This is a genomic window from Pelomonas margarita (assembly GCF_043555875.1).
GTDB classification, from domain to species: domain Bacteria; phylum Pseudomonadota; class Gammaproteobacteria; order Burkholderiales; family Burkholderiaceae_C; genus Pelomonas; species Pelomonas margarita.
Map to the genome: position 1 here is coordinate 258,350 of NZ_JBIGHW010000004.1, position 25,236 is coordinate 283,585.

At 68.4% G+C, this 25,236-nt stretch carries 23 protein-coding genes; 20 read left to right on the forward strand and 3 right to left on the reverse strand.

The window, feature by feature from the left end; genetic code table 11:
* Positions 1 to 4: 4 nt before the first annotated feature.
* The 13 genes from bamA (at position 5) to glgA (ending at position 13,087) form a co-directional block, all read left to right on the forward strand.
* Positions 5 to 2,320 (forward strand): outer membrane protein assembly factor BamA, encoded by a 2,316-nt coding sequence (gene bamA, locus ACG0Z3_RS09730; RefSeq protein ID WP_394397207.1) that lies wholly within the window; start codon positions 5 to 7, stop codon positions 2,318 to 2,320.
* A gap of 2 nt (positions 2,321 to 2,322) precedes the next feature.
* Positions 2,323 to 2,829: an OmpH/Skp family outer membrane protein gene (locus ACG0Z3_RS09735; RefSeq protein WP_394397209.1), complete on the forward strand. Its 507-nt coding sequence runs from the start codon at positions 2,323 to 2,325 to the stop codon at positions 2,827 to 2,829.
* Between the two features lie 13 nt (positions 2,830 to 2,842).
* Entirely contained in the window at positions 2,843 to 3,871 is a 1,029-nt protein-coding gene (lpxD, locus tag ACG0Z3_RS09740) for a UDP-3-O-(3-hydroxymyristoyl)glucosamine N-acyltransferase (protein ID WP_394397211.1), read from the forward strand.
* Positions 3,868 to 4,329, forward strand: a complete 462-nt coding sequence (gene fabZ / locus ACG0Z3_RS09745; RefSeq protein ID WP_394397213.1) for a 3-hydroxyacyl-ACP dehydratase FabZ — start codon at positions 3,868 to 3,870, stop codon at positions 4,327 to 4,329. The genes lpxD and fabZ overlap by 4 nt, the downstream gene beginning before the upstream one ends.
* A gap of 11 nt (positions 4,330 to 4,340) precedes the next feature.
* Positions 4,341 to 5,129, forward strand: coding sequence for an acyl-ACP--UDP-N-acetylglucosamine O-acyltransferase (gene lpxA, locus ACG0Z3_RS09750; RefSeq protein WP_394397214.1), 789 nt, complete (start codon positions 4,341 to 4,343; stop codon positions 5,127 to 5,129).
* A gap of 3 nt (positions 5,130 to 5,132) precedes the next feature.
* Positions 5,133 to 6,257 carry a lipid-A-disaccharide synthase gene (gene lpxB / locus ACG0Z3_RS09755; RefSeq protein WP_394397215.1) on the forward strand — a complete coding sequence of 375 codons (1,125 nt, stop codon included), beginning with the start codon at positions 5,133 to 5,135 and terminating at the stop codon, positions 6,255 to 6,257.
* The gene (rnhB, locus tag ACG0Z3_RS09760; RefSeq protein WP_394397217.1) at positions 6,229 to 6,849 is read left to right on the forward strand and encodes a ribonuclease HII; all 621 of its coding nucleotides are present in this window, start codon (positions 6,229 to 6,231) and stop codon (positions 6,847 to 6,849) included. Before lpxB ends, rnhB begins: the two co-directional genes overlap by 29 nt.
* Positions 6,846 to 7,616 carry a TrmH family RNA methyltransferase gene (locus ACG0Z3_RS09765; protein ID WP_394397219.1) on the forward strand — a complete coding sequence of 257 codons (771 nt, stop codon included), beginning with the start codon at positions 6,846 to 6,848 and terminating at the stop codon, positions 7,614 to 7,616. Before rnhB ends, ACG0Z3_RS09765 begins: the two co-directional genes overlap by 4 nt.
* 78 nt (positions 7,617 to 7,694) lie before the next feature.
* Entirely contained in the window at positions 7,695 to 7,883 is a 189-nt protein-coding gene (gene hemP / locus ACG0Z3_RS09770) for a hemin uptake protein HemP (RefSeq protein WP_394397221.1), read from the forward strand.
* A gap of 78 nt (positions 7,884 to 7,961) precedes the next feature.
* Entirely contained in the window at positions 7,962 to 9,059 is a 1,098-nt protein-coding gene (locus ACG0Z3_RS09775) for a ChuX/HutX family heme-like substrate-binding protein (protein ID WP_394397223.1), read from the forward strand.
* Between the two features lie 46 nt (positions 9,060 to 9,105).
* A complete protein-coding gene (locus ACG0Z3_RS09780; RefSeq protein WP_394397225.1) occupies positions 9,106 to 10,293 on the forward strand; it encodes a DUF2325 domain-containing protein in 1,188 nt (395 codons plus the stop codon).
* A gap of 75 nt (positions 10,294 to 10,368) precedes the next feature.
* Positions 10,369 to 11,628, forward strand: a complete 1,260-nt coding sequence (gene glgC / locus ACG0Z3_RS09785; RefSeq protein WP_394397227.1) for a glucose-1-phosphate adenylyltransferase — start codon at positions 10,369 to 10,371, stop codon at positions 11,626 to 11,628.
* 1 nt (position 11,629) lies between these two features.
* Complete coding sequence (glgA, locus tag ACG0Z3_RS09790) at positions 11,630 to 13,087, forward strand: glycogen synthase GlgA (RefSeq protein ID WP_394397229.1); 1,458 nt, start codon at positions 11,630 to 11,632, stop codon at positions 13,085 to 13,087.
* Here glgA and ACG0Z3_RS09795 read toward each other — a convergent pair.
* Both ACG0Z3_RS09795 and ppsR read right to left on the reverse strand, forming a co-directional pair.
* Positions 13,076 to 13,960, reverse strand: coding sequence for an EamA family transporter (locus ACG0Z3_RS09795; protein ID WP_394397231.1), 885 nt, complete (start codon positions 13,958 to 13,960; stop codon positions 13,076 to 13,078). The two genes, glgA and ACG0Z3_RS09795, sit on opposite strands and share 12 nt — an antisense overlap.
* A gap of 10 nt (positions 13,961 to 13,970) precedes the next feature.
* Positions 13,971 to 14,792, reverse strand: a complete 822-nt coding sequence (gene ppsR, locus ACG0Z3_RS09800) for a posphoenolpyruvate synthetase regulatory kinase/phosphorylase PpsR (protein ID WP_394397233.1) — start codon at positions 14,790 to 14,792, stop codon at positions 13,971 to 13,973.
* A gap of 283 nt (positions 14,793 to 15,075) precedes the next feature.
* Here ppsR and ppsA point away from each other — a divergent pair, with 283 nt between their 5' ends.
* The 7 genes from ppsA (at position 15,076) to dnaB (ending at position 22,839) form a co-directional block, all read left to right on the forward strand.
* Positions 15,076 to 17,472, forward strand: a complete 2,397-nt coding sequence (ppsA, locus tag ACG0Z3_RS09805) for a phosphoenolpyruvate synthase (RefSeq protein ID WP_394397235.1) — start codon at positions 15,076 to 15,078, stop codon at positions 17,470 to 17,472.
* A gap of 76 nt (positions 17,473 to 17,548) precedes the next feature.
* On the forward strand, positions 17,549 to 19,609 hold the full coding sequence (locus ACG0Z3_RS09810; RefSeq protein ID WP_394397237.1) for a VC_2705 family sodium/solute symporter: 2,061 nt from the start codon (positions 17,549 to 17,551) through the stop codon (positions 19,607 to 19,609).
* 145 nt (positions 19,610 to 19,754) lie between these two features.
* Positions 19,755 to 20,117, forward strand: coding sequence for a 30S ribosomal protein S6 (rpsF, locus tag ACG0Z3_RS09815; RefSeq protein WP_268168250.1), 363 nt, complete (start codon positions 19,755 to 19,757; stop codon positions 20,115 to 20,117).
* Positions 20,118 to 20,168: 51 nt separating this feature from the next.
* Entirely contained in the window at positions 20,169 to 20,480 is a 312-nt protein-coding gene (gene priB, locus ACG0Z3_RS09820) for a primosomal replication protein N (protein WP_394397240.1), read from the forward strand.
* A 27-nt stretch (positions 20,481 to 20,507) separates the two neighbouring features.
* Complete coding sequence (gene rpsR / locus ACG0Z3_RS09825; protein ID WP_394397242.1) at positions 20,508 to 20,798, forward strand: 30S ribosomal protein S18; 291 nt, start codon at positions 20,508 to 20,510, stop codon at positions 20,796 to 20,798.
* 12 nt (positions 20,799 to 20,810) lie between these two features.
* Positions 20,811 to 21,263 carry a 50S ribosomal protein L9 gene (rplI, locus tag ACG0Z3_RS09830; protein ID WP_394397244.1) on the forward strand — a complete coding sequence of 151 codons (453 nt, stop codon included), beginning with the start codon at positions 20,811 to 20,813 and terminating at the stop codon, positions 21,261 to 21,263.
* A 151-nt stretch (positions 21,264 to 21,414) separates the two neighbouring features.
* Positions 21,415 to 22,839 (forward strand): replicative DNA helicase, encoded by a 1,425-nt coding sequence (gene dnaB / locus ACG0Z3_RS09835; RefSeq protein ID WP_394397246.1) that lies wholly within the window; start codon positions 21,415 to 21,417, stop codon positions 22,837 to 22,839.
* Here dnaB and ACG0Z3_RS09840 read toward each other — a convergent pair.
* Complete coding sequence (locus tag ACG0Z3_RS09840; protein WP_394397248.1) at positions 22,809 to 25,235, reverse strand: efflux RND transporter permease subunit; 2,427 nt, start codon at positions 25,233 to 25,235, stop codon at positions 22,809 to 22,811. The genes dnaB and ACG0Z3_RS09840 overlap by 31 nt on opposite strands.
* Position 25,236 lies beyond the last annotated feature (1 nt).

Sequence of the window (25,236 nt, forward strand, 5' to 3'; positions counted from 1 at the left end):
CTCCATGTCCTTTTTTCTACGTTCGGGAGCGAAGAAACGTCGCCCCTCAGTCTTGGCCTTGGCTCTGTTGGGGCTGTTCCAGTCGGGGCTGGCCTGGGCCGTCGACCCCTTCGTGCTGAAAGACATCCGCGTCGAGGGCCTGCAGCGCACCGACCCTGGCACCGTGTTCGCGTCGCTGCCCTTCCGCATCGGCGACACCTACAACGACGAGAAGGGCGCTGCCGCACTGCGCGCGCTGTTCGCCACCGGCCTGTTTAAGGACGTGCGCATTAGCATCGAGGGTGACGCCGTCGTCGTCATCATCGACGAGCGCCCCATCATCGCCAACGTCAACTTCGTCGGCCTGAAGGAGTTCGACACCGAGGCGCTGTCCAAGTCGCTGAAGGACGTCGGCATCGGCGAAGGCAAGCCCTTCGACCGCGCGCTGGCCGACCGTGCCGAGCAGGAGCTCAAGCGGCAATACCTGACCCGCAGCCTCTACGGCGCCGAGGTCACGACGACCATCACGCCCATCGAGCGCAACCGCGTCAACGTCAGCTTCAATGTGACCGAGGGTGAGCCGGCCAAGATCGCCGAGATCCGCATCCTGGGCACCAAGGTGTTCTCCGAGAGCACGCTGCTGGGCCTGCTGGAGCAGACCAGCTCCGGCTGGCTGACCTGGTACACCAAGACCGACCGCTACTCGCGCGCCAAGCTGAACGCGGACCTGGAAACCATCCGCAGCCACTACCTGAACCGCGGCTACCTGGAAGTGGCGGTCACGTCCACGCAGGTCACGATCTCGCCGGACAAGCAGAGCATCAGCATCGCCGTCACTATCAGCGAAGGCCAGCCCTACACGGTGACTGGGGTGAAGCTGGAAGGCGACTACCAGGGCCGCGAGGAAGACTTCAAGCACCTCGTGTTCCTGAAGCCCGGCCAGGCCTACCAGGGCGAGGCCGTGGCCGCCACGACGCGTGCCTTCAGCGACCTGTTCGGCACGTACGGCTACGCCTTCGCCCGCGTGGACAGCCGCCCCGAGATCGACCGTGCCACCGGCCAGGTGGTCGTCACCTTCGTCGCCGAGCCGCAGCGCCGCGTCTACGTGCGCAAGGTCATCATCTCCGGCAACTCGCGCACCCGCGACGAGGTCATCCGTCGCGAATTCCGCCAGTTCGAGTCGGCCTGGTACGACGGCCAGAAGATCAAGGCCTCGCGCGACCGTGTGGAGCGCCTGGGCTACTTCAAGGACAAGGAAGTCAACATCGACACCCAGGAGGTGCCGGGCGCGCAGGATCAGGTGGATGTGATCCTGACCGTCGTCGAGCGCCCCACGGGCGCCATCACGGTGGGTGCCGGTTACTCCAGCCAGACCAAGCTGTCCTTCACCGGCTCCATCCGCCAGGACAACGTGTTCGGCTCGGGTAACTACCTGGGCATCGACGTTGCCACCGCCCGCACGGGGCGCCAGCTGCAGGTCTCCACGGTAGACCCGTACTTCACGGTCGACGGCGTGTCCCGCGCGCTGGATGTGTTCTACCGCACGACCAAGCCCATCAACACGCTGGGCGAAGAGTACGAGTACGTCACCAAGGGCGGCTCTGTGCGTTTCGGCGTGCCGTTCTCCGAGCTGGACACGGTGTTCTTCGGCGTCGGCTACGAACAGACGGACATCACCACCTCGCGCGGCCTGCCGCAGAGCTACTTCGACTACGTCAACCGCTTCGGCACGCGCAGTGATTCCATCCCGCTGACCATCGGCTGGCAACGTGACAGCCGCGACAGCGTCATCACGCCCATGAAGGGCCGCTACCAGCGCGCCAACTTCGAGCTCAGCACGCTGGGTGACGTGCGCTTTGCGCGCCTGAACCTGCAGCACCAGGAGTACTTCGAGATCACCAACAAGATCACGCTGGGCATCAACAGCGAGCTCGGTTGGGGTGAGGGCCTGAGCGGCCGTCCTTACCCGATCTTCAAGAACTTCTACGCGGGTGGCCTGGGTTCGGTTCGGGTCTTCGAAGCCGGGACGCTGGGCCCGGTGGACCCCACCGGTTCCTACAGCGGCGGCAACCGTCGCTTCAACCTGAATGCCGAGCTCTACTTGCCGGTGCCCGGCAGCGGCAACGACAAGAGCTTCCGCATCTTCCTGTTCGCTGACGCCGGCAACGTCTGGGGCGAGCACGAGAAGCTCAAGCTCGACAGCGTGCGAGCCTCGGCCGGTATCGGCCTGTCGTGGCTCTCACCCATGGGCCCGCTGCGCCTCAGCTATGGCAAGCCTATCCGCAAGGAACGCACGGATAGAATCGAGAAATTCCAATTCCAGATCGGGACTGCATTCTGATGATGAGCAAGCTCTTGCAATCGGCGGCTTTGGCCGCGTCGATGATGGTGGCCACCTCGGCCGTGCAAGCCCAGGAACTGAAGATCGGCTACGTCAACAGCGAACGAGTGCTGCGCGAAGCCAACCTGGCCAAGACGGCGCAGATCAAGCTGGAAACGGAGTTCGGCAAGCGCGAGAAGGATCTGCGCGACCTGGAAGCCAAGCTGCGCGGTGCTGCCGAGAAGCTGGAAAAGGACGCGCCCACGCTGTCTGAGGCCGAGCGCAACCGTCGCCAGCGCGACGTGGTCGAACAGGAACGTGACCTGCAGCGCAAGCGCCGCGAGTGGCAGGAAGACCTGACCCAGCGCAAGAATGAGGAACTGTCTGTCGTCGTCGAACGCGCCAACAAGGTCATCAAGCAGATCTTTGACGCCGAGAAGTACGACCTGATCCTGCAGGACGCCATCCACTTCAGCGCCCGCGTGGACATCACCAAGAAGGTGATTGACGCGCTGAACGCGCAGAAGTAAGTCGCAGGCCGCCATGAGCTCGACGACCGTCGCGCTCGCCGAGCTGATCGCCGCCTTGGGCGGCGATTTGCTTGGTGGGTCCGAAGTCCGCATTGGCCGCATCGCACCGCTAGACGAGGCGGACGGCGACTGCATCAGCTTCCTGGCCAACCCGCGCTACCAGGCTCAATTGGGCACGACGCGGGCGGGCTGCGTCATTGTTGCGCCGGCCTTCGCCGAGGCTGCCGCCACCCGCGGCGCAGCCATCGTCACGCCCGACCCCTACCTCTACTTCGCCCGCCTGACGCAATGGTGGGCGGCCCGCACGCGTCCGGCGCCCGGCGTGGGCGTGCATCCCAGCGCCGTCGTGTCGCCCGAGGCGACGCTGGGCCGCGATGTGGAGATCGGCCCGCTGGCCGTGGTGGAGGCGGGGGCCGTCATCGGCGACCGCGCACGCATCGGCGCGCACTGCGTCGTCGAGCGCGATGCGCGGGTGGGCGAGGGCACGCGGCTGGCGCCTCGCGTGGTGCTGGGCTATGGCTGCCGCATCGGCGCGCGTGGCCTGGTGCACAGCGGCGTCGTCATCGGCGCCGACGGCTTCGGCCTCGCGCCGAGCAAGCAGGGCTATGTGAAGATCGAACAGCTCGGCAATGTGACCATCGGCGATGACGTCGAGATCGGTGCCAACACCTGCATCGATCGCGGTGCGCTGGCCGATACCGTCATCGAGGACGGCGTGAAGCTCGACAACCTGATCCAGATCGCCCACAACGTGCACATCGGCAAGAACACGGCCATGGCGGGTTGCGCGGCGGTGGCGGGCTCCACCCGCATCGGTGCGAACTGCACCATCGGGGGCGCCGCCAACATCATCGGCCACCTGACGCTGGTGGACGGCGTGCACATCTCCGCGGCAACGACGGTCACGCGCAGCATCGCCGAGCCGGGCGTCTACAGCGGCCCCCATCCCTTCGAAGAAAACTCGAGCTGGCAGAAGAACGCGGCAACGCTGCGCCAGCTCCACACCCTGAGAGAGCGTGTGCGCGCGCTGGAAAAGAAATGACGACCGAGACGATCACGATGGACATCCACGAAATCCTGACGCGCCTGCCGCACCGCTACCCCATTCTGCTGGTGGACCGTGTGGTCGAACTGGTCAAGGGAGAGCGCATCCGCGCGATCAAGAACGTCTCCATCAACGAGCCCTTCTTCCTGGGCCACTTCCCGCACCGGCCTGTGATGCCGGGCGTGCTCATCCTGGAAGCCATGGCCCAGGCCGCGACGCTGCTGGCGCTGCGCAGCATGGACATGGTGCTGGATGACAAGTCGGTGGTGTACTTTGCCGGCATCGACGGCGCCCGCTTCAAGCGCCCGGTCGAACCGGGCGACCAGCTCGTGCTGGAGGTGACGCTGGGCCGCGCGAAGGCCGGCATCTACAAGTTCAGCGCCCGTGCGCTGGTGGGTGACCAGCTCGCCGCCGAGGCCGAGCTGATGTGCACGATGCGTCGTCTGGAAGCCTGAGGTCACGCCCGATGGCCATCCACCCCACCGCCATCGTCGACCCCGGCGCGCAGTTGGACAGCAGCGTCGAGGTCGGGGCCTACACGCTGATCGGCCCGCACGTGAAGATCGCGGCCGGTACCAAGGTCGGCCCGCACTGCGTCATCGAAGGCCACACGACGATTGGGCGCGACAACACCTTCTTCCAGTTCAGCTCCATCGGTGCGGCCAACCAGGACAAGAAGTACGCCGGCGAGCCGACGACGCTGGTCATCGGCGACCGCAACACCATCCGCGAGTTCTGCACGCTGAACGTCGGCACGGTCCAGGACCGTGGCGAGACGACGCTGGGCAACGACAACTGGATCATGGCGTACTGCCATCTGGCGCATGACGTCGTCATCGGCAACGAGTGCGTGCTGGCCAACAACGCGACGCTGGCCGGCCATGTGCATGTGGGCGACCACGTCACCATCGGCGGCCTGACCGGCATCCTGCAGCGCATGCGCATCGGCGACCACGCGATGATCGGCTTCCAGGCCCACGTCGCGCAGGACGTGCCGCCGTTCATGACGGTGGACGGTAACCCGCTGGCGGCGCGCGCCGTCAATGTCGTGGGCCTGAAGCGCCGCGACTTCAGCGCCGAGCGCATTGGCGTCATCCGCCAGATCTACAAGTTGCTGTACCGCATGGGCCACACGCTGGACGAGGCCAAGGTGGCCATCGAGGCGCTGCGCGGCACGGAGGGTGGTGCTGCCGATGGCGACATCGACAACATGTTGACCTTCCTCGCCGCGTCCACCCGCGGCATTGTTCGGTAACTGATGACGACTGCGCCCCGCCTCGGCATGGTGGCCGGCGAGGCCAGCGGCGATCTGCTGGCCGGCCTGCTGCTGCAGGGCCTGCGTGCGCGCTGGCCCGGGCTGGCCTCCGAAGGCATCGGCGGCCCGAAGATGATCGCCCAGGGCTTTGAGACCTGGTGGCCGCACAGCAAGCTGTCCATCTTCGGTTATGTCGATGCGCTGCTGAACATCCGCGAACTGCTGTCCATCCGCAAGCAACTGGGCACGCGGCTGATCGCCAACAAGCCCGATGTATTCATCGGTGTCGACGCACCCGACTTCAACTTCGGCCTGGAGACGCGGCTGCGCGAGGCCGGCATCAAGACGGTCCACTTCGTCTGTCCGTCCATCTGGGCCTGGCGGCCGGAGCGCGTGCAGAAGATCAAGGCGGCGGCGGACCATGTGCTCTGCCTGTTTCCGTTCGAGCCCGAGATCCTGCACCAGGCCGGCATCGGCGCCACCTACGTGGGCCATCCGCTGGCCGATGCCATCCCGATGGAACCGCCGCGGGCCGCGTCGCGCGACGCGCTGCAGCTGGCCGGGCAGGACACCGTCATCGCGCTGCTGCCCGGCAGCCGTAAGAGTGAAATCAAGTACATCGCGCCGGCGCTGATTGGTGCTGCGAAGCTGCTGGCCAAACCGGGGCGCCGCTTCGTGATGCCCGTGGTGCCGGGGCTTCGCGGCCTCGTCGAGCCGATGCTGCAGGGCGCCGACATCCAGCTTGTCGACGGCCAGTCGCACGTTGTGCTGGCCGCCTGCGACCTGACGCTGGTGGCCAGCGGCACGGCCACGCTGGAGGCGGCGCTGTTCAAGCAGCCCATGGTCATCGCCTACCGCATGCACTGGCTGAACTGGTGGCGCATGAAGGACCGGGGCCTGCTGCCCTGGGTGGGCCTGCCCAATATCCTGGCGCGTGACTTCCTCGTGCCCGAGCTCATCCAGCATGCCTGCACGCCCGAGAACCTCGCCCGCGAGGCCGAGGCGCTGCTGGCAGATGCGCCGCGCCGCGCCGCGCTGCACCAGCGCTTTGTGCAACTCCACGAGCTGCTGCGGCAAGACACCGCGCGGCGTGCCAGCGATGCGATCGCGACACTCATCGGCGCCTGAGCAGGGCTCGCTGGACTGGACGCCGCCCGGCCTCGTCGCCGGCGTGGACGAGGCCGGCCGCGGCCCGCTGGCCGGCCCAGTGTTCGCCGCCGCCGTCATCCTGGACGACCTGCAGCCCATCGCGGGCCTGGCCGACTCCAAGGTGCTGACGGCTGCGCGCCGTGCGCGGCTCTACGACGAGGTGCGCGCCAAGGCGCTGTGCTTCTGCATCGCGCAGGCGTCCATCGAGGAGATCGACCGCCTCAACATCCTGCAGGCGACGATGCTGGCCATGCAGCGGGCGGTGACCGGGCTGCGCCTCAAGCCAGCGCTGGTGCGCGTGGACGGCAACCGCTTGCCGGTGCTGCCCATGGCGGCCGAGGCCATCGTGAAGGGCGACGCCACCGTGCCCGCCATCTCGGCCGCCAGCATCCTGGCTAAGGTCGCGCGTGACCTGTTTTGCGAGCAGATGCACGCGAGCCACCCGGAGTACGGCTTTGCCGCCCACAAGGGCTATGGCACAGCCGAGCACCTGGCGGCGCTGAAGGCCCATGGCGCCAGCCCCTGGCACCGTCGCAGTTTTGCGCCCGTGCGGGCGGTCTGTACCGAATGAAGCTGGATCACATCACCTCGCGCGACAACCCGGCCCTGGTTCGGCTGCGCAAGCTTGCGGCCGACCCGGGCGGCTACCGCAAGAGCGGCAGCGTGTGGCTGGAGGGCGACCACCTGCTGCGCGCGGCGCGGCAGCGTGACTGGCCGCTGGGGCTGGTGGTCATCACCGAGGCGGCTTTGCAGGACGAGGCCTTGCGCGCGCTGGCCGAGGCGGCCACGCGCGCGCTGGTCGTGCCCCCGGCGCTATTCAAGGGACTGAGCGGGCTGGAGTCGCCGGCGCAAATTGGCGCCGAACTGGCGCTGCCGCCGGCCGCTGCCATGGACGCCAGCGCGGCCAGCGTCGTGCTGGACCGGCTGCAGGATGCCGGCAACGTCGGCGCCATCCTGCGCAGCGCGGCGGCTTTCGGCGTGCGCCAGGTGCTGGCACTCAAGGGCACGGCGGCGCTGTGGTCGCCCAAGGTGCTGCGGGCCGGGCAGGGCGCGCACTTCGGGCTGCGCCTGATCGAAGGCTTGGCTGCGGACGACCTCGCCGCGCTGGTCGTGCCGATGATCGCCACCAGCTCACATACCGAGCATGTGCTACACAAGGTGGCCTTGCCGTCGCCGTGCGCGTGGGTCATGGGGCACGAAGGGCAGGGCGTGTCACCCGCGCTGATGGCGCGCTGCGCGTTGACGGTGGGCATTCCGCAGCCCGGCGGCGAGGAGTCGCTGAACGTCGCTGCCGCTGCCGCCATCTGCCTGTACGAGAGCGAGCGCCAGCGCGGCTGAACTTGTCTGGCGCCGGGCGCACTGCCCGAAAGATGCGAATGACTTGCAATTGAGAACGGTTCTCATTAAAGTCGCCGCATGCTTGCTGACCACGAACCACGCCCAACCTCCGTCCTGCCGCCGGTCGTACCGGCAGGCGCCGATGCGCTGCGCCGCGTCGACAGTGCCTCGCTGCTGGGCCCGGCGGGCGAGGTGCTCATCCATCACCAGCAGCAGGTCTACCGCCTGCGCGTCACCAGCCTGGGCAAGCTCATCCTGACCAAGTAGCGCCCGGGCTTCGCCCGTCTTCATTCGTTACCCGCGCCAGCCAGCCCTCGCCAGCCCGCGCTCTTTTTCGGAGCTCCCGTGCTGAAGACCCCTGCCCCCGTGGACTTGCGCCAGGCCTACATCGATGCGCGCGCCGGCGGCGCCGTGCAACCCGACGAGATCGCCGCGGCGCTGGGCGTCAGTGAAGGCGCGCTGCTGGATGCCCATGTGGGCGCGCCTGCAGGAGCGTTGCAGGCGCAGCGCCTGCGGCCGGATTTTGGCCGCCTGCTCTCCGAGCTGAGTCGCGCGGGCGAGCTGCTCGCGCAGACCGGCCACGCGCACAGCGTGCAGGAGTGCGTGGGCGTCTACGAGCGGCTGGGCGACGCCATGCCGCCAAGCCACGAGTTCAGCCCTGCGCGTGGCGACGAGATCGATCTGCGTCCGCGACTGGCGTGCTGGGCCCAGGGCTATGCGGTGCGCGAGGCCGGCCCGCGTGGCGAGGTGCAAAGCCTGCAGTTCTTCGACGCAGCGGGCCGAGCGGTGCACAAGGTGTTTGCGCAGCCGGCCACGCAGCAGGCCTGCTGGCAGGCGCTGCGAGTGCGCTGGATAGACGCCTTGGTGCCGGCGCCATGCTGGCAGCCGCACGCCCCTGCCGAGGTGCCTGCGCCGGCCATCGATGCAGCGGCCTGGCGGGCCGCCTGGGCCGGCCTGCGCGATGCGCAGCAGCTCGACACCCTGCTGTTGCGTCATGGCCTGCGCCGCCTTGACGCCCTGCGGTTGGCGGCGCCGCAGTTCGCGCAGCGCGTCGATGACGACGCCGCCCGCATGCTGCTCTCAGCTGCTGCCGCCAGCGGCACGCCGCTGCTGGCCTTGGTGAGCAGTGCGGGGGGCGTGCAGGCCCGCAGTGGTTGTGTCGCCAGCGTCGGCGTCGAGCGCGGTTGGCTGCAGGTGATGGCGCCTCGCTTCCGGCTGGCGCTGCGCGAGGCGGCGATTGCCGAGGCCTGGGCCGTGCGCCGGCCCGGTGCGGACGGGGTGGTCAGCTCGCTGGAGCTATACGCCGCAGACGGCGAGCCAATCTTGCGCCTGCTGGGGCAGCGCAAGCCCGGCGAGCCCGAGCGTTGGGCCTGGCGCGACTTGATCGATGCACAGGTCGATGACCCGATCTGGCGCGAAGAAGCGACCAGTTGCGCCGCCTGACGCGCGCCCGCCGAGAGCCCTGAACCCCTGACGCTGGAGATTCCCGATGGCTGACTTCTGTTGCGCCGCGCATGCGGCCGCGCCCCCCAACGCCGGTTCACGCCGCCGGCGCCTGTGGGAGCTGGGCAGCCACGCTCACTGCCCGGTCATCGGCGTGTGCGTGCCGCTGGAGCGCGTGCGCGTGCTGGCCAAGAAGCTGCTGGTGCTGCAGGGCGACGAGGACGACTACACGCTGCACTGCAGCCTGGTGACTGCGGCCGCGCGGCGAAATGCGGTGGCCGAGGCGCTGCAGAAAGACCTGGAGCAGCGCTTCACGCTGGACATCCGCAGCGCCGGCCAGGCGAAGTGCCGCGAGTCGCTGATGACCTGGTGGCGGGGCCGCGCCGCGCAAGGCGAGATTGCCGGCGCCCTGTGGGCCACGCTGACGCATGCGCGCTGCGACGAGTGGCTGGAGATGCGTGTGCTTGGCCAGGTGCACATGCTGCAGCACCAGGTGGGCGCCGCGCAGCGGGTGGACATGGTGCGCCACCGCGAGCTGCTGTCCGAGCACCAGGCGCTGTCGCGCGAGTACGGCGAGGTGCAGCAGCGTGTTACGGCCTGGAGCCAGGAGCGCGCCCGCGAGCAGCAGGCCTGGGAGCAGGAGCGCATGCAGCAGCGGGCGCTCGTGATCTCGCTGCAGACCCAGCTGGCCCAGGCCCAGGAGCAGGTGCTGCACTGGCAGTCGCTGCGCCCCGACCTGCCGGAGCGCGAGCAGCTGCGCGATCGCCTGGCCGAACAGACCGAGCGCAACCATGCGCTGCAGCGCGAGCTGGCCCGGCTGACGCCTCGCGCTGTGGCGGTGGCCGACGCGGTGCCGGCGGCGCTGCCGGTGCAGGCCGCCGCGCAGGTGGTGGCCGTGCCCGTCAAGCTGGAGCGGCGCGTGGTGCTGTGCGTGGGCGGCCGGGGCGGCAGCGTGCCGCAGTACCGGCAGGCGGTGGAAGGCTGCGGTGCGCAGTTCCTGCACCATGACGGCGGCGCCGAGCACAAGCCCGCGCAGCTGGAGCCGCAGCTCGCCGCGGCCGACCTGGTCATCTGCCAGACCGGCTGCATCAGCCACGACGCCTACTGGCGCGTGAAGGACCACTGCAAGCGCCACCACAAGCGCTGCGTGTTCGTCGAGACGCCCAGCCGCAGTGCCTTCGAACGTGCGCTGGCGCAGGCCGCCGCGACAGAAGGCAGCGAGCTGCCGACCTGAGGGCAAGCCCCAAGGGGAGGCGGCACACTGGAGGCGGCACACTGCCAACGTTTGCAGTCTCGTGGAGATCGGTTCATGGCCCCCGTCGCATCGCCCCACCAGCTCGCCCGCCGCGCCATCGCCCTCGTGCTGGCCGGCGGCCGTGGCTCTCGCCTCAAGCAGCTCACCGATTCGCGGGCCAAGCCGGCGGTCTACTTCGGCGGCAAGTTCCGCATCATCGACTTCGCGCTGAGCAACTGCGTGAACTCGGGCATCCGCCGCATCGGCGTGGTGACGCAATACAAGAGCCACTCGCTGCTGCGCCACATCCAGCGCGGCTGGAGTTTTCTGCGCGCCGAGCTGAACGAGACGGTGGACCTGATGCCCGCGCAGCAGCGTGTGGACGAGGAGAGCTGGTACCGCGGAACGGCCGATGCGGTCTACCAGAACCTGGACATCATCCAGAGCACCGAGGCCGACTACATCGTCGTGCTGGCCGGCGACCACATCTACAAGATGGACTACTCGTCCATGCTCGTGGATCACGTGGCCACGGGCGCGGGCTGCACGGTCGGCTGCATCGAGGTGCCCAAGGCCGAGGCCAGCGCCTTCGGCGTGATGGCCGTGGACGGCGAGCGCCACATCACCGCCTTCCAGGAAAAGCCCGCCGACCCACCCACCTTGCCTGGCCGCAGCGACACCTGCCTGGCCAGCATGGGCATCTACATCTTCAGCGCCGACTACCTCTACCGCCTGCTGGCCGAGGACCTGGCCGACGCTGGCTCCAGCCACGACTTCGGCAAGGACGTTATTCCCAAGGTCGTCGCCGAGGGCCGCGCCGTGGCCCACCCCTTCGGCATGAGCTGCATCCACAACCCCAACGGCTCGTCGCCCTACTGGCGCGACGTCGGCACGCTGGACGCCTTCTGGGCTGCCAACCTGGACCTGGCCTCCATCAACCCCGAGCTGGATATCTACGACACCGACTGGCCTATCTGGACCTACCAGCGCCAGCTGCCGCCGGCCAAGTTCATCCCCGATCACAACGGCATGCACGGCATGACGGTCAACACCATGGTTAGCGGCGGCTGCATCGTGTCGGGCTCGCACGTCGTGCAGTCCGTGCTGTTCAGCAATGTGCGCATCCGCTCCTTCTGCAACATCCACCAGAGCGTGCTGCTGCCGGGTGTCAGCGTGGGGCGCAACTGCCGGTTGACCAAGGTCATCGTCGACCGCGGCTGCGACATTCCCGACGGCCTGGTCGTCGGTGAGGACGCCGCGCTGGACGCGGCCCGCTTCGAGCGCACCGACAACGGCGTCGTGCTGATCACGAAGCAGATGCTCGCGAAGCTCTGATATGCGCGTGCTGCAAGTCAGCGCGGAGCTGTTTCCGCTGCTGAAGACCGGCGGCCTTGCCGACGTGGCCGGCGCCTTGCCCGCCGCGCTGGCCGCAGCCGGTGCCGAGCCGCGGCTGCTGGTGCCGGGCTTCCCGGCGCTGCGTGCGGCGCTGGTGCAGGAATGCGCCGTCGCGCCTGTCGCGCTGCCGTGGAGCGAGGGCCGTGCCGCACTGCTGCGCGGGAGGCTGCCGGGCTTCGCGCAGGCCGTCTACCTGCTGGATGCGCCAGGCCTGTTCGACCGCCCCGGCAACCCCTACGCCGACGCCAGCGGCAGCGCCTATGCCGACAACCACCGCCGCTTCGCGCTGCTGGGCTTGGCCGCCGCCCGGTTGGCCGAGGGTGTGGACGCCAGTTGGCGACCCGACATCGTGCATGCGCATGACTGGCATGCCGGCCTGGCCTGTGCCCATGTCGCCGCCAGCCGCGCGCGCCAGCGCAGCACCGCCAAGACCGTCTTCACGGTTCACAACCTCGCCTACCAGGGACTGTTCCCGGCCGGCCAGTTCGGCGAGCTGGGCCTGCCGGCAGAGCACTACGCGGTCGAGGGGCTGGAGTTCTACGGCCAGGTCAGCTTCATCAAGGCCGGCCTGCACTTCGCCGACGCGATCACCACCGTCAGCCCAACCTACGCCCGCGAGATCCAAACCGCCGAGCAGGGCTGCGGCCTGGACGGGCTGCTGCGCCATCGGTCGGCCGCCTTGCACGGCATCCTGAACGGCGTGGACTACCGCATCTGGTCACCGGCCGCCGATGCCGCCATCGCTGCGCCCTATGGCGCCGACGACATCGCGGGCAAGGCAGCCTGTAAGGCCGCGCTGCAGCGCGAGTGCGGCCTGGCCGTGTCGGCCGAGGCGCCGTTGTTCGGCGTTGTCAGCCGCCTCACCGAGCAGAAGGGGCTGCCGCTGGTGCTGCAGGGGCTGGACGACCTGGTGGCTGCCGGCGGCCAGCTCGTCATCCTTGGCGCCGGGGACGCCCGGCTGGAAACCGAGTTCGCCGCCGCCGCGGCCCGCCACCCCGACCGCGTCGCCCTGCGCAGCGGCATGGACGAGGGCCTGGCCCACCGCATCTACGCCGGCATCGACGTGGTGCTGGTGCCCAGCCGCTTCGAGCCCTGCGGCCTGACCCAGCTCTACGGCCTCAGCTACGGCGCGCTGCCGCTGGTGCATCGCGTCGGCGGCTTGGCCGACACCGTCATCGACTGCACGCTGGAAGACCTGGACGCCGGCAGCGCGACGGGCTTCGTCTTTGACGCCTACACGCTGGATGCCTACTGCCGCGCGCTGCGCCGGGCGTTCGTGCTGTGGCAGCGCCCCGCCTGCTGGGCGCGTGTGCGTGCCGCGGCGATGCGGCAGCGCCTGGGCTGGGACACGGCCGCCGCGCGCTACGTGGACCTCTACGCCGACCTGCTACATGGCTAGCGCGACGACACCGAGCGCGATCAGGCCCGCGCCGGCCAGCCGCCAGCCGCGCTCGGCCTCGCCCAGCAGTTGCCCGCCCAGCAGCGCAGCGATCAGCATGGACACCTCGCGCGCCGGGGCCACCCGCGACAGCGGGGCCTCTTTCACGGCCAGCAGCACCAGCACATAGGCCGCCGGACCCAGCGCCGACACGGCCAGGATGCCGCGCCACGACTGCCGCACCTCGGACCAGAACGTGTGCCGCTGGCGCAGCGACACGGGCGCCTGCATCACCATGCGCAGCAGGTTGCCCACCCAGTCCAGCAGCAGCGGCGACACCGCCAGCAGCTTGACCGCGTAGGCATCGATGACTGTGTAGCCCGCGATCAGCGCGCCGGTGGCCGCGCCCCACAACAGGCCCAGCCGGCGGCGGCGCTCGGCGGCGGCGTCATGCGTCAGGCCACGTCCGATGAGGCGTGGCCCCAGGGTGATGAGCAGGATGCCGCCCACAACGCCGGCCAGGCCCAGCGCGCCCTGCGCGCCCAGGTGCTCACCCAGCAGTAGCACGGCCGCCAGTGCGGACAGCAGCGGCCCGCTGCCGCGCGCCACCGGGTAGACCACGGTCAGGTCACTCGCCCGATAGCCCGCCACCAGGCAGTTGAAGTACAGCAGGTGCACGACGGCGCTGGCCACCACCAAGCCCCACACCAGAGGCGTCCAGTGCGGCACCTCGTCCACGCCCAGCCACACGGCGGCCGGCAGCCACAGCAGCACGACGCCGATGGCGCAGCTCATGACGAAATGCGGCCCGCCGCCCCATTTCTTGGCGGCCAGGTTCCAGAGTGCGTGGAGGAGGGCCGCAGTGAGGACGAGGGCCAGCGCCGAGGCGGGCATCAGGCCGGCATCAGTAGATCAGCCGGTCGGGTCGGATGTCGCGCAGGATGGTCGTTGCGATCTCTTCGATGCTCTTGTGCGTCGACGACAGCCACGAGATGCCCTCGCGCTTCATCATGGCCTCGGCCTCGTTGACCTCGTAGCGGCAGTTCAGCGGGTCGGCGTACTTGCTGCCGGGGCGGCGCTCGTTGCGGATGCCGGACAGCCTCTCGGGGTCGATGGTCAGGCCGAAGCACTTGCGCCGGTGCGGCACCAGCGCCGGCGGCAGCTTGCGGCGCTCGAAGTCCTCGGGAATCAGCGGGTAGTTGGCTGCTTTGATGCCGTGCTGCATCGCCAGGTACAGCGACGTCGGCGTCTTGCCCGAGCGCGACACGCCGACGAGGATGACATCGGCCACGTCCAGGTTCTTGGACGACTGACCGTCGTCGTGCGCCAGCGAGAAGTTGATCGCCTCGATGCGGTCGTGGTACTCCTGGCTCTGCGCCACGTCGGAGAAGCGCCCCACGCGGTGGTTGCTCTTGATGCCGAACTCTTCCTCCAGCGGTTCGATGAAGGTGCCGAACATGTCCATCACGCGGCCCTGGCAGTGCTCACGCACGATCTTCAGCACGTCGCGGTCCACCAGCGTGGCGAACACGATGGGCCGCTCGCCCTCGCGCACGGCCAGCTCGTTGATCTCGGCCACCACGGCATGCGCCTTGTCGGCCGTGTCGATGAAGGGACGACGCACGTGGCGCGGCTTGATGGAGAACTGCGCCAGGATGGAGTTGCCGAAGGTTTCGGCGGTGATGCCGGTGCCGTCAGAGACGAAATAGACAGTTCTGGCGGTCATGGCAAGGCGCTTGGTAGTCGAAGTCCCAGCCATGATAGCCAGCGCCCCCGGGGCGAGGGGGTGTTTCCCAACAGCGGACCTTTCGCACATCCGGCGCCGGTTACGCGCGGGTACGAACCGCCTAGAATCCGCCGCAATTCCTCGCGATCAGCCCCATGCGCGCCGCCATCCTCCAAGAAGAATCCAGAAATGGGTGGAGCCGCGCCTGCCTTGAGCCCCTGAGCTCGGTACCGGGCCCGGACGACGCGATGACACCGGTTTTTCAACCTCCCGGAGTTTTTTCATGTCCACCCTGTTCGAGGCGACCGCCCTGGTCGTACCGTTTGAGAACCTGAGGATGACCGACGTCGAGGCAGTAGGCGGCAAGAACGCCAGCCTCGGCGAAATGATCTCGCAGCTCGCCGCCAGCGGCGTGCGCGTCCCCGGCGGCTTCGCGACGACCGCGCATGCCTTCCGGCAGTTCCTCAAGCACGAGGGCCTGGACGCGCGCATCGCGGCGCGGCTGAGCTCGCTCAACACCGACGACGTCCGCGCGCTGGCCCAGGCCGGCGCGGAGATCCGTGGCTGGATCGAGAACCAGCCCTTCCCGGCCGATCTGGAGGCAGGCGTGCGCGCGTCCTACGCGCAGCTGACTGCTGACAACCCCGACGCCACCTTCGCCGTGCGTTCCTCGGCCACCGCCGAAGACCTGCCCGACGCGTCCTTCGCCGGCCAGCAGGAAACCTTCCTGAACGTGCACGGCATCGACGAGGTGCTGCACAAGATGCGCGAGGTGTTCGCCTCGCTCTACAACGACCGCGCGATCAGCTACCGCGTGCACAAGGGTTTCGCCCACGGTGATGTGGCACTGTCCGCCGGTGTGCAGCGCATGGTGCGCTCGGACCTGGGCTCTGCCGGCGTCATGTTCACCATCGACACCGAGAGCGGCTTCCAGGACGTCGTTTTCATCACATCCAGCTACGGCTTGGGCGAGACGGTGGTGCAGGGCGCCGTGAACCCGGACGAGTTCTATGTGCACAAGCCCGCGCTGAAGAACGGCAAGCTGGCCATCATCCGCCGCAACCTGGGCTCCAAGCTGCTGCGCATGGAGTTCTCGACGCCTGAAGAAAAGGCGGCCAGCGGCAAGTTGGTGAAGACGGTGGATACGGCCGTCGAGTCTCGCAACCGCTACTCGCTGAACGACGCCGAGGTCACCGAGCTGGCCCAGTACGCGCTGATCATCGAGCAGCATTACGGCCGCGCGATGGACATCGAGTGGGGCCGTGACGGCGTCGACGGCAAGCTCTACATCCTGCAGGCCCGTCCCGAGACGGTGAAGAGCCAGGCGGCCGGCCAGGTGGAGCTGGCCTACAAGCTCAAGGCCCACAGCGCCGTGCTGGCCGAGGGCCGCGCCATCGGCCAGAAGATCGGCACCGGCCCGGTCCGCCTGGTCGACAACGTCGCCGACATGGAGCGCGTGCAGCCCGGCGATGTGCTGGTCACCGACATGACCGACCCCAACTGGGAGCCGGTCATGAAGCGCGCCAGCGCCATCGTGACGAATCGCGGTGGCCGCACCTGCCACGCGGCCATCATTGCGCGCGAGCTGGGCATCCCTGCCGTCGTCGGCTGCGGCGACGCGACGGACAAGCTCAAGGACGGCCAACTGGTCACCGTGGCCTGCTCCGAGGGCGACACCGGCTACATCTACGACGGTCTGCTGGAGACCGAGGTCAGCGAGGTGCACCGCGGCGAGCTGCCGTACTGCCCGATCAAGATCATGATGAACGTCGGCAACCCGCAGCTGGCCTTCAACTTCGCGCAGATGCCGTCCGGCGGTGTGGGCCTGGCCCGCCTTGAGTTCATCATCAACAACAACATCGGCGTCCACCCCAAGGCCATCCTGGACTATCCGAACATCGACGCCGACCTGAAGAAGGCCGTCGAGTCGGTGGCCCGGGGCCATGCGTCGCCGCGCGCGTTCTACGTGGACAAGCTGGCCGAGGGCATTGCGACCATCGCGGCCGCGTTCTTCCCGCGCCCGGTCATCGTGCGCCTGTCGGACTTCAAGTCCAACGAGTACCGCAAGCTCATCGGCGGTAGCCGCTACGAGCCGGACGAAGAGAACCCGATGCTGGGCTTCCGTGGCGCGTCGCGCTACATCAGCGGCGAGTTCCAGGACGCGTTCGCGATGGAGTGCGAGGCGCTCAAGCGCGTGCGCAAGGACATGGGTCTGACCAACGTCGAAATCATGGTGCCCTTCGTGCGCACCGTGAAGCAGGCGGCCAAGGTCGTGGACATGCTCGCCGAGAAGGGCCTGAAGCGGGGCGTCGACGGCTTGCGCGTCATCATGATGTGCGAGGTGCCGAGCAACGCCATCCTGGCCGAGCAGTTCCTGGAGCACTTCGATGGCATGTCCATCGGTTCCAACGACCTGACGCAGCTCACACTCGGCCTGGATCGCGACTCCGGCCTGGAGCAGCTGGCCGGCGACTTCGACGAGCGCGACCCGGCCGTCAAGGCCATGATCTCGCGCGCCATCCGTGCCTGCCGTGCCACCGGCAAGTACATCGGCATCTGCGGCCAGGGCCCCAGCGACCACCCCGACTTCGCCGACTGGCTGGCCGAGGAAGGCATTGTGTCCATCTCGCTGAACCCCGACACGGTCATCGAGACCTGGCAGCGCTTGGCCGCCAAGTAAGGCTTCACCGTTGACGACCCGGGGCCCGGGTTCTCCGTAAGGGGAACCCGGGCTTTTTGTTGCCATGATCGCGGCCGTGCTCGCCAACCGCCTACATCGCCGCTACGCCGTCTTCGCGCTGAGCTTCATCGCGCTCGTTGTCGTGCTGGGCGTGGCCGAACAGCGCGGCATGCCCAAAGCCTGGATCGGCTACACCTTCCTGGGCGCAACGGTGGCGGTCTATGCCGTCATCGGCATCCTGGGGCGCACCACCGACCCGGCGGAGTACTTCGTCGCCGGCCGGCGCGTGCCGCCGCTCTACAACGGCATGGCCGCCGCGGCCGACTGGATGAGCGCGGCCAGCTTCATCGGCCTTGTGGGTACGCTGTACGCCAGCGGCTACTCGGGGCTGGCCTATGTGCTGGGCTGGACGGGCGGTTTCGTGCTGGTGGCGCTGTGCATCGCACCCTACCTGCGCCGCTTCGGGCAGTTCACGCTGGGCGACTTCCTCGGCGAGCGTTTCGACAGCCGGGCGCTGAGGCTGCTGGGCGCCGCCGCCGCCATCCTGGTGTCCTTCGTCTACCTCGTCGCGCAGATCTATGGCGTGGGGCTGATCACGACGCGACTCACCGGCCTGGCCTTCGAGGTGGGCGTGTTCGTGGGCCTGGGCGGCGTGTTGGTGTGCTCCTTCCTGGGCGGCATGCGTGCCGTTACCTGGACGCAGGTGGCGCAGTACCTCATCATGATCCTGGCCTACCTGGTGCCGGTCATCTGGCTCAGCGTCAAGCAGACCGGCTGGCCGCTGCCGCAGCTGGTGTATGGCCAGCAACTGCACCAGCTGGCCGAGCGCGAGCGCGAGCTCATCCACGACCCCGCCGAGCTGCAGGTGCGCGCGCTGCACCAGCAGCGCGCCGACGCCGCGGCCGCCCGGCTGCAGGACGTGCCCGCTGCGCTGGCCAAGGCGCAGGCTGAGGCGGCTGCGCGCGTCGCTGCTTTGAAGGCGCAAGGCGCGCCTCTGGCGGCCATCCAGGCCGCCGAGAAGCAGCGCGCCGCGATGCCGCGTACGCCGTCCGAGGCGGAGGAGCAATGGCGCCGCGAGCAGGCCAGTGAGACCCAGCGCGCCCGGCCGCTGTCCGGGCTCGTGCCGCATTCCGAGCCCTTCCCTGAATCGTCTTCTGCTGGCAGCGCAGGAGAGGCCACACAGGGCAGCGATTCACGCCGCAACTTCATCGCGCTGGCGCTGTGCCTGATGGTGGGCACGGCCGGCCTGCCCCACCTGCTGACGCGCTACTACACGACAGGCTCTGTGGCCGCCGCGCGCGAGTCGGTGGCCTGGTCGCTGGTGTTCATCTGCTTGCTCTACCTGACGGCACCGGCGCTGGCCGTCATGGTCAAGACCGAGGTGTTCAACGGTCTGGTAGGCACGGCGTTCGACCAGTTGCCGGCCTGGATACGCCAGTGGCAGCGCGTCGATCCCGCGCTGCTGTCGGCGGTGGACCTCAATGGTGACGGCCGCCTGCAGCTGGGTGAGCTGCGGCTGCATCCCGACCTCGTCATGCTGGTGCTGCCGGAGCTGGGCGGCCTGCCCTATGTGATCTCCGGCATGGTGGCGGCCGGCGGGCTCGCCGCGGCGTTGTCGACCGCCGACGGGCTGCTGCTGGCCATCTCCAGCGCGCTTTCGCATGACATCTACTTCAAGTCCATCAACCCTGACGCCTCACGCACGCGGCGCGTCACGCTGTCCAAGGCGCTGCTGCTGGCCGCTGCGCTGACGGCGGCGGCGGTGGCCTCCAGCCGACCGGCGGACATCCTGGCCGTCGTGACGGCGGCGTTCTCCATCGCCGGCTCGACCTTCTTCCCGGCACTGGTGGCCGGCGTGTTCTGGCGGCGCGCCAATCGAGCCGGTGCGCTGGCTGGCATGCTGAGCGGGCTGGCAGTGTGCCTGGCCTACCTCGCCATGGCGCACCCCGACCTGCGGGCGCTGTTCGGCCTGGCTGGGCCCGCCGTGCAGCTGTGGGGCATACAGCCGGCTGCAGCAGCCGTGTTCGGCGTGCCGGCCGGGGCGCTGGCCCTGGTGCTGGTGAGCCTGCTGACGGCGCCGCCAGGGCCCCGCGAGCGGGAGATCGTTGAGACCCTGCGCACGCCGCCACCGCGCTGATGCGGCACCGGTTTGGGATTTTTCAGGTTGCGGGCTAGAATCACGGGCTTCGCCTTGCCGCACCACGAGTAGACGCCGTGGCGCGGCTTCCTCAGGCCGGCCGTCACTTCCGACCATGCCGGGCTGGAATCCACAAGGAGTACTCATGCGTCACTATGAAATCGTTCTGCTGATCCATCCGGATCAAAGCGAACAGGTTCCGGCCATGCTGGAGCGTTACAAGGGCCTGATCACCGCCGGCGGCGGTGTCGTGCACCGTGTCGAGGACTGGGGCCGTCGTCAGCTGGCCTACCAGATCCAGAAGCTCGCCAAGGCCCACTACCTGTGCCTGAACATCGAAGCCAGCAAGGAAGTCCTCGTTGAGCTCGAGACCGGCTTCCGCTTCAACGACGCCGTGCTGCGCCACCTGACCGTGGTGCAAGACAAGGCCATCACGACCCCCTCGGTCATGATGAAGGCCGTCGAGCGCGAAGAAGCCCGCAAGGCGCCGCAGCAAGAAGCGGCCTGAGCTGACGCTCATCGCTGAAGAACCAGGTTTTTCGAACAGCGTGCCGACAGCGTGAATCAACTTCACCTGCAGGCACAGATCCAGCAACTCGGACAAGTTCGCTACACACCCGCCGGGCTGATGGCCCTGGACGCCGCCCTCAAGGCCGAGTCCGAAGTCATCGAAGCCGGCAAGCCGCGCAAGGTCTCCCTGGAGATCAAAGCGGTCGCGGTGGGCGAGGTGGCCAAGCAGTTGCAGGCGCTGGGAGTCGGTGGCCACGCGATCTTTCGCGGCTTCCTGACCCATCAGCGCAACGGCCGGGGTTTCATTGCCCACGTGACCGTGATCGAACCCGCTGCGTCGCAAAACCCGGACATTGATTGATCCGGATAGATTTAACAGAGGTCCAACATGCCCCCTCTTCGTGGCAAAGGTCGCTTCTCCAAGGACAAGAAGCCCAAGCGCAACCAACAGTCGCTGCTGTTCCGCCGCAAGCGTTTCTGCCGTTTCACCGTCGCTGGCGTCGAGAAGATCGACTACAAGGACATCGACACGCTGCGCGACTTCGTTGCCGAGAACGGCAAGATCACGCCCGCTCGCCTGACTGGCACGCGCGCTTTCTTCCAGCGTCAGCTGACGGTGTCCATCAAGCGCGCGCGCTTCCTGGCCCTGCTGCCGTACAGCGACCAGCACAAGGTCTAAGGAGCTGACGACATGCAAGTGATCCTGCTCGAAAAAGTCGCCAACCTCGGCAACCTCGGCGATGTCGTCAAGGTCAAGGACGGCTACGCCCGCAACTTCCTGATCCCGACCAAGGCCGCCCGTCGCGCGACCGAAGCCGCGATTAAGGAATTCGAAGCCAAGCGCGCCGAACTTGAAAAGATCGCCGCCGCCAAGCTGGCCGAAGCCCAGAAGCTGGGTGAAGCCATCGCCGGCAAGACCGTCCGCATCGCCCAAAAGGCCGGCGTGGACGGCCGCCTGTTCGGCTCGGTGACCAACGCCGACGTCGCTGACGCGCTGACCAAGGCCGGCACCGCCGTCGTCAAGGCTCAGGTGCGCCTGCCGAACGGCCCGCTGAAGACCGTGGGCGAGTTCCCGGTCAGCGTCGCCGCTCACACGGATGTGATCGTCGAGATCACCGTTCACGTGGTTGCCGAAGCGGAATAAACGCTTCCCCTGATGCGCGGTGACAGCTTGTCGCCGCAACATCCAACGAAGGCCGATACCCTCTGGGTTTCGGCCTTCTGTCTTTCAGGGCCGAGTTGTCCCGCCCGGCCCACCGTTTGCTCCCAGTTCGTCCACAGCTTTATCCACAGGCATGTCCGCGATCTTCCCCGCTTCCCCTTCCACCGCGCCGCAAGACGACGAGGTCGCCCGCCTGCGCGTGCCGCCGCATTCGGTGGAGGCCGAGCAGAGCGTGCTCGGCGGCCTGCTGATCGACAACTCGGCCTGGGACAAGGCTGCCGACCTGCTGACGGAGAGCGACTTCTACCGCTTCGAGCACAAGCAGGTGTTCGCCGCCATCGGCAAGCTCGTCAACGGCGGCAAGCCGGCCGACGTGGTGACTGTCTTCGACGAGCTGACCTCGCTGGGCCGCGCCGAGGAATGCGGCGGCCTGGCCTACCTGAACGCGTTGGCGCAGAGCGTGCCGAGCGCCGCCAACCTGCGCCGTTATGCCGAGATCGTTCGTGAGCGTGCCATCCTGCGCAAGTTGGTGGCGACGTCCGACGAGATCGCCACCGCCGCGATGAACCCGCAGGGCAAGGCCGTCAACCAGATCCTGGACGAGGCCGAGGGCAAGATCTTCAAGATCGGTGAGGAAGGCTCGCGCAGCCAGCAGGGCTTTCAGAGCATGGACCGGCTGGTGATTGCGCTGATCGACCGCGTCAACGAGCTGGCCGAGGCTGGCCACCAGGACGTCACCGGCGTGCGCACCGGCTTCTTTGACCTGGATAAGCAGACCGCCGGCCTGCAGCCGGGTGACCTCATCGTGCTGGCCGCGCGACCGTCCATGGGCAAGACGGCGTTCGCCGTGAACATCGCCGAGAACGTGGCCATCAACGAGGGCCTGCCGGTCGTCATCTACTCGATGGAAATGGGCGCCGCGCAGTTGGCTCTGCGGATGGTGGGTTCCATCGGTCGCATCGACCAGAGCCACCTGCGCACCGGCCAGCTCAAGGATGACGAATGGAGTCGGCTGTCCGAGGCCGTGGATAAGCTGGGCAAGGCCGCGATCTACATCGACGAGAGTCCGGGCCTCTCGCCCAGCGAGGTGCGCGCCCGGGCGCGGCGCCAGGCACGCATCAGCGGCCAGCTGGGACTGATCGTCATCGACTACCTGCAGCTGATGACAGGCAACGGCGGCGGCAGTGAGGAGAACCGCGCCACCGTGCTGGGCGAGATCTCGCGGGGCCTGAAGGCACTGGCCAAGGAGCTGCGCTGTCCCGTCATCGCGCTGTCGCAGCTGAACCGTTCGGTGGAGCAGCGGCCCGACAAGCGGCCCATGATGTCCGACCTGCGCGAGTCCGGAGCCATCGAGCAGGATGCGGACATCATCATGTTCATCTACCGTGATGAGTACTACACGAAGGATGAGTGCAAGGAGCCGGGCGTGGCCGAGATCATCATTGCCAAGCAGCGTAATGGCCCGGTGGGCACGGTGAAGCTGATGTTCCAGCGCATGCACACCAAGTTCGAGAACCTCGCGCCCGGCTACGTGGGCGTGGAGCGCGACGAGTACTGAGCGGGTGCAGGCGCCCGGGCCTGCCCCGCGATGGCCGCGGGCGCCGGCCGGCGCAGCAGGAAGTGCGCGAGCGCCGGCAGCAGCACCAGCGCGCCCACCATGTTGACGATGAACATGAAGGCCAGCAGCACGCCCATGTCGGCCTGGAACTTGATCGGCGACAGCGCCCAGGTCGCCACGCCCACGGCCAGCGTCACGCCGGTCAGCAGCACGACGCGGCCGGTGAACTGCAGCGACAGACGGTAGGCCTCGGCCAGGCTCGCGCCCTGGCGCATCTGTACGAGCAGGATGCTGAGCACGTACAGCGCGTAGTCCACGCCGATGCCCACGCCCAGTGCCACCACCGGCAGCGTGGCCACCTTCAGGCCTATCCCCAAGCCCACCATCAGCGCCTCGGCCAGGATGGACGTCAGCAGCAGCGGGACGATGGCGCAGGCCACCGCCTGCCAGGAGCGGAAGGTGAGGTAGGCCAGCAGCACGACGGCCGCATACACCCATAGCAGCATCTGCCGGTTGGCCTTCTCGACGACGGCATTGGTCGCCGCCTCGAAGCCTGCGTTGCCGGCGCCCAGCAAGAAGGTGGCAGCGTCGCTGTCGTGCTCGCGGGCGAAGCGCTCGACCTCATCGGTCACGCGCTTCAAGGTGCCGGCCTTGTGGTCTGCCAGGAAGACCTGCACCTGCAGCAGCGAGAAGGCCGGGTCCACCAGGTGGCGCGGCGCACGCGAGGCGGCCGTGTTCAGCGCGCCCTGCTCGGGCAGCAGCTCGTACCAGCGCAGCTGGCCCTCGTTCATGCCGACGGCGCTCTGCCGCGCTAGCGTGGCCAGCGACTGCGTGGACTCGACGCCCTCCACCTGCCGCAGCCGCCATTCCAGCTCGTCCACCAGGTCCAGCACCACGTGCTTGAGCGCGCCCTGCTCGGGCGTGCGCACCAGCAGCGTCAGCACGTCGCTGCTGGTGGCGTAGTGGCCGGTCAGGTAGGCGTTGTCGAGGTTGTACTGCGACGTGGGCCGCAGCTCGGGCGCGCCGGCGTCCAGGTCGCCGATCTGCAGGCCGCCTGCCACCTGGAGGCCCACCGTGGCCAGCACGACCGACACGGCGATGGCCGTGACGGCCCAGCGCCGCTCGGTGAAGCGCACCAGCAGCGCCCACAGGCCGCCCGTCGATTCGGCCTCGCGCAGCGCCCGCTCGGCGGCGCGCGTGCTGACGCCGGTGTAGCTCAGCAGCACTGGCAGCAGGATGAGGTTGGTGAACACCAGCACGGCCACGCCCAGGCTGGCGATGAGGGCCAGCTGGCGGATGGCCGCGATGTCGATCAGCAGCAGCACGGCGAAGCCCACCGCGTCGCAGGCCAGCGCCGTGAAGCCGGCGATGAAGAGGCGGCGGAAGGTGTAGCGCGCGGCCACCTCGCGCGGTGCGCCGCGGGCGATGTCCTGCATGACACCGTTCATCTTCTGCGCGCCGTGGCTCATGCCGATGGCGAATACGAGGAAGGGCACCAGCACCGCATAGGGGTCCAGCGCGAAGCCCAGCAGCGGCAGCAGGCCCAGCTGCCAGACGACCGCGACGATGGAGCAGGCCATCACCAGCACCGTGCTGCGTATGCAGCGCGTGTACCAGAGCACGACGGCCGCCGCGATGGCCGCGGCCAGCGCGAAGAACAGCGCCACCTGCGTCATGCCGTCCATCAGGTCGCCAACGACCTTGGCGAAGCCGGTGATGCGTATCTGGAAGCGCTCGTCGCTGTACTTGGCGCGCAGCGCTTCGAGCTGCTGTTGCAGCGCGGCGTAGTCCAGGCCTTCGCCGTGCTCGCCGCGTTCGGCCAGCGGCACGACGAGCACGCTGGACTGGAAGTCGCGCGCCACCAGCTGGCCCACCTCGCCCGAGCGCTCGATGTTGAGGCGCACGCGATCCAGCGCGCGCGGCGAGCCGTCGTAGTCGTCCGGCATGACGGTGCCGCCCTCGAAGCCGGCCTCGGTCACGGCGGTCCAGCGTGTGGACGGCGTCCACAGCGACTTCAGCTGTGCGCGGACGACGCCGGGCAGCACGAACAGCTCGTCGTTGACGCGCTTGAGCGTGTCGAGGTAGTTCTTGTCGAGGATGCTGCCGCCGTCACGGCGCTCCACGATGAGGCGCAGCGTGTTGGCCTGCGCGGTGATCTTGGCCTTCTCGGCTAGGTAGTTCTGCAGGTAGGGGTGGGACAGCGGCAGCATGCCCTCGAAGCTGGCGTTCAGCGTCACGCGCGTGGCGAGGGCGCCGAGCCCCAGCGTCAGCAGCAGGGCCAGCGCCAGCACCCAGCGGCGGTGGTTGAACACCAGCCGCTCCAGGCGGGTGCCGGAAGCGGGGTCGAAGGCCTCGGCAGGGCCGGCGGGCGAGCCCATGTCGGGGGCGGGAGTCATG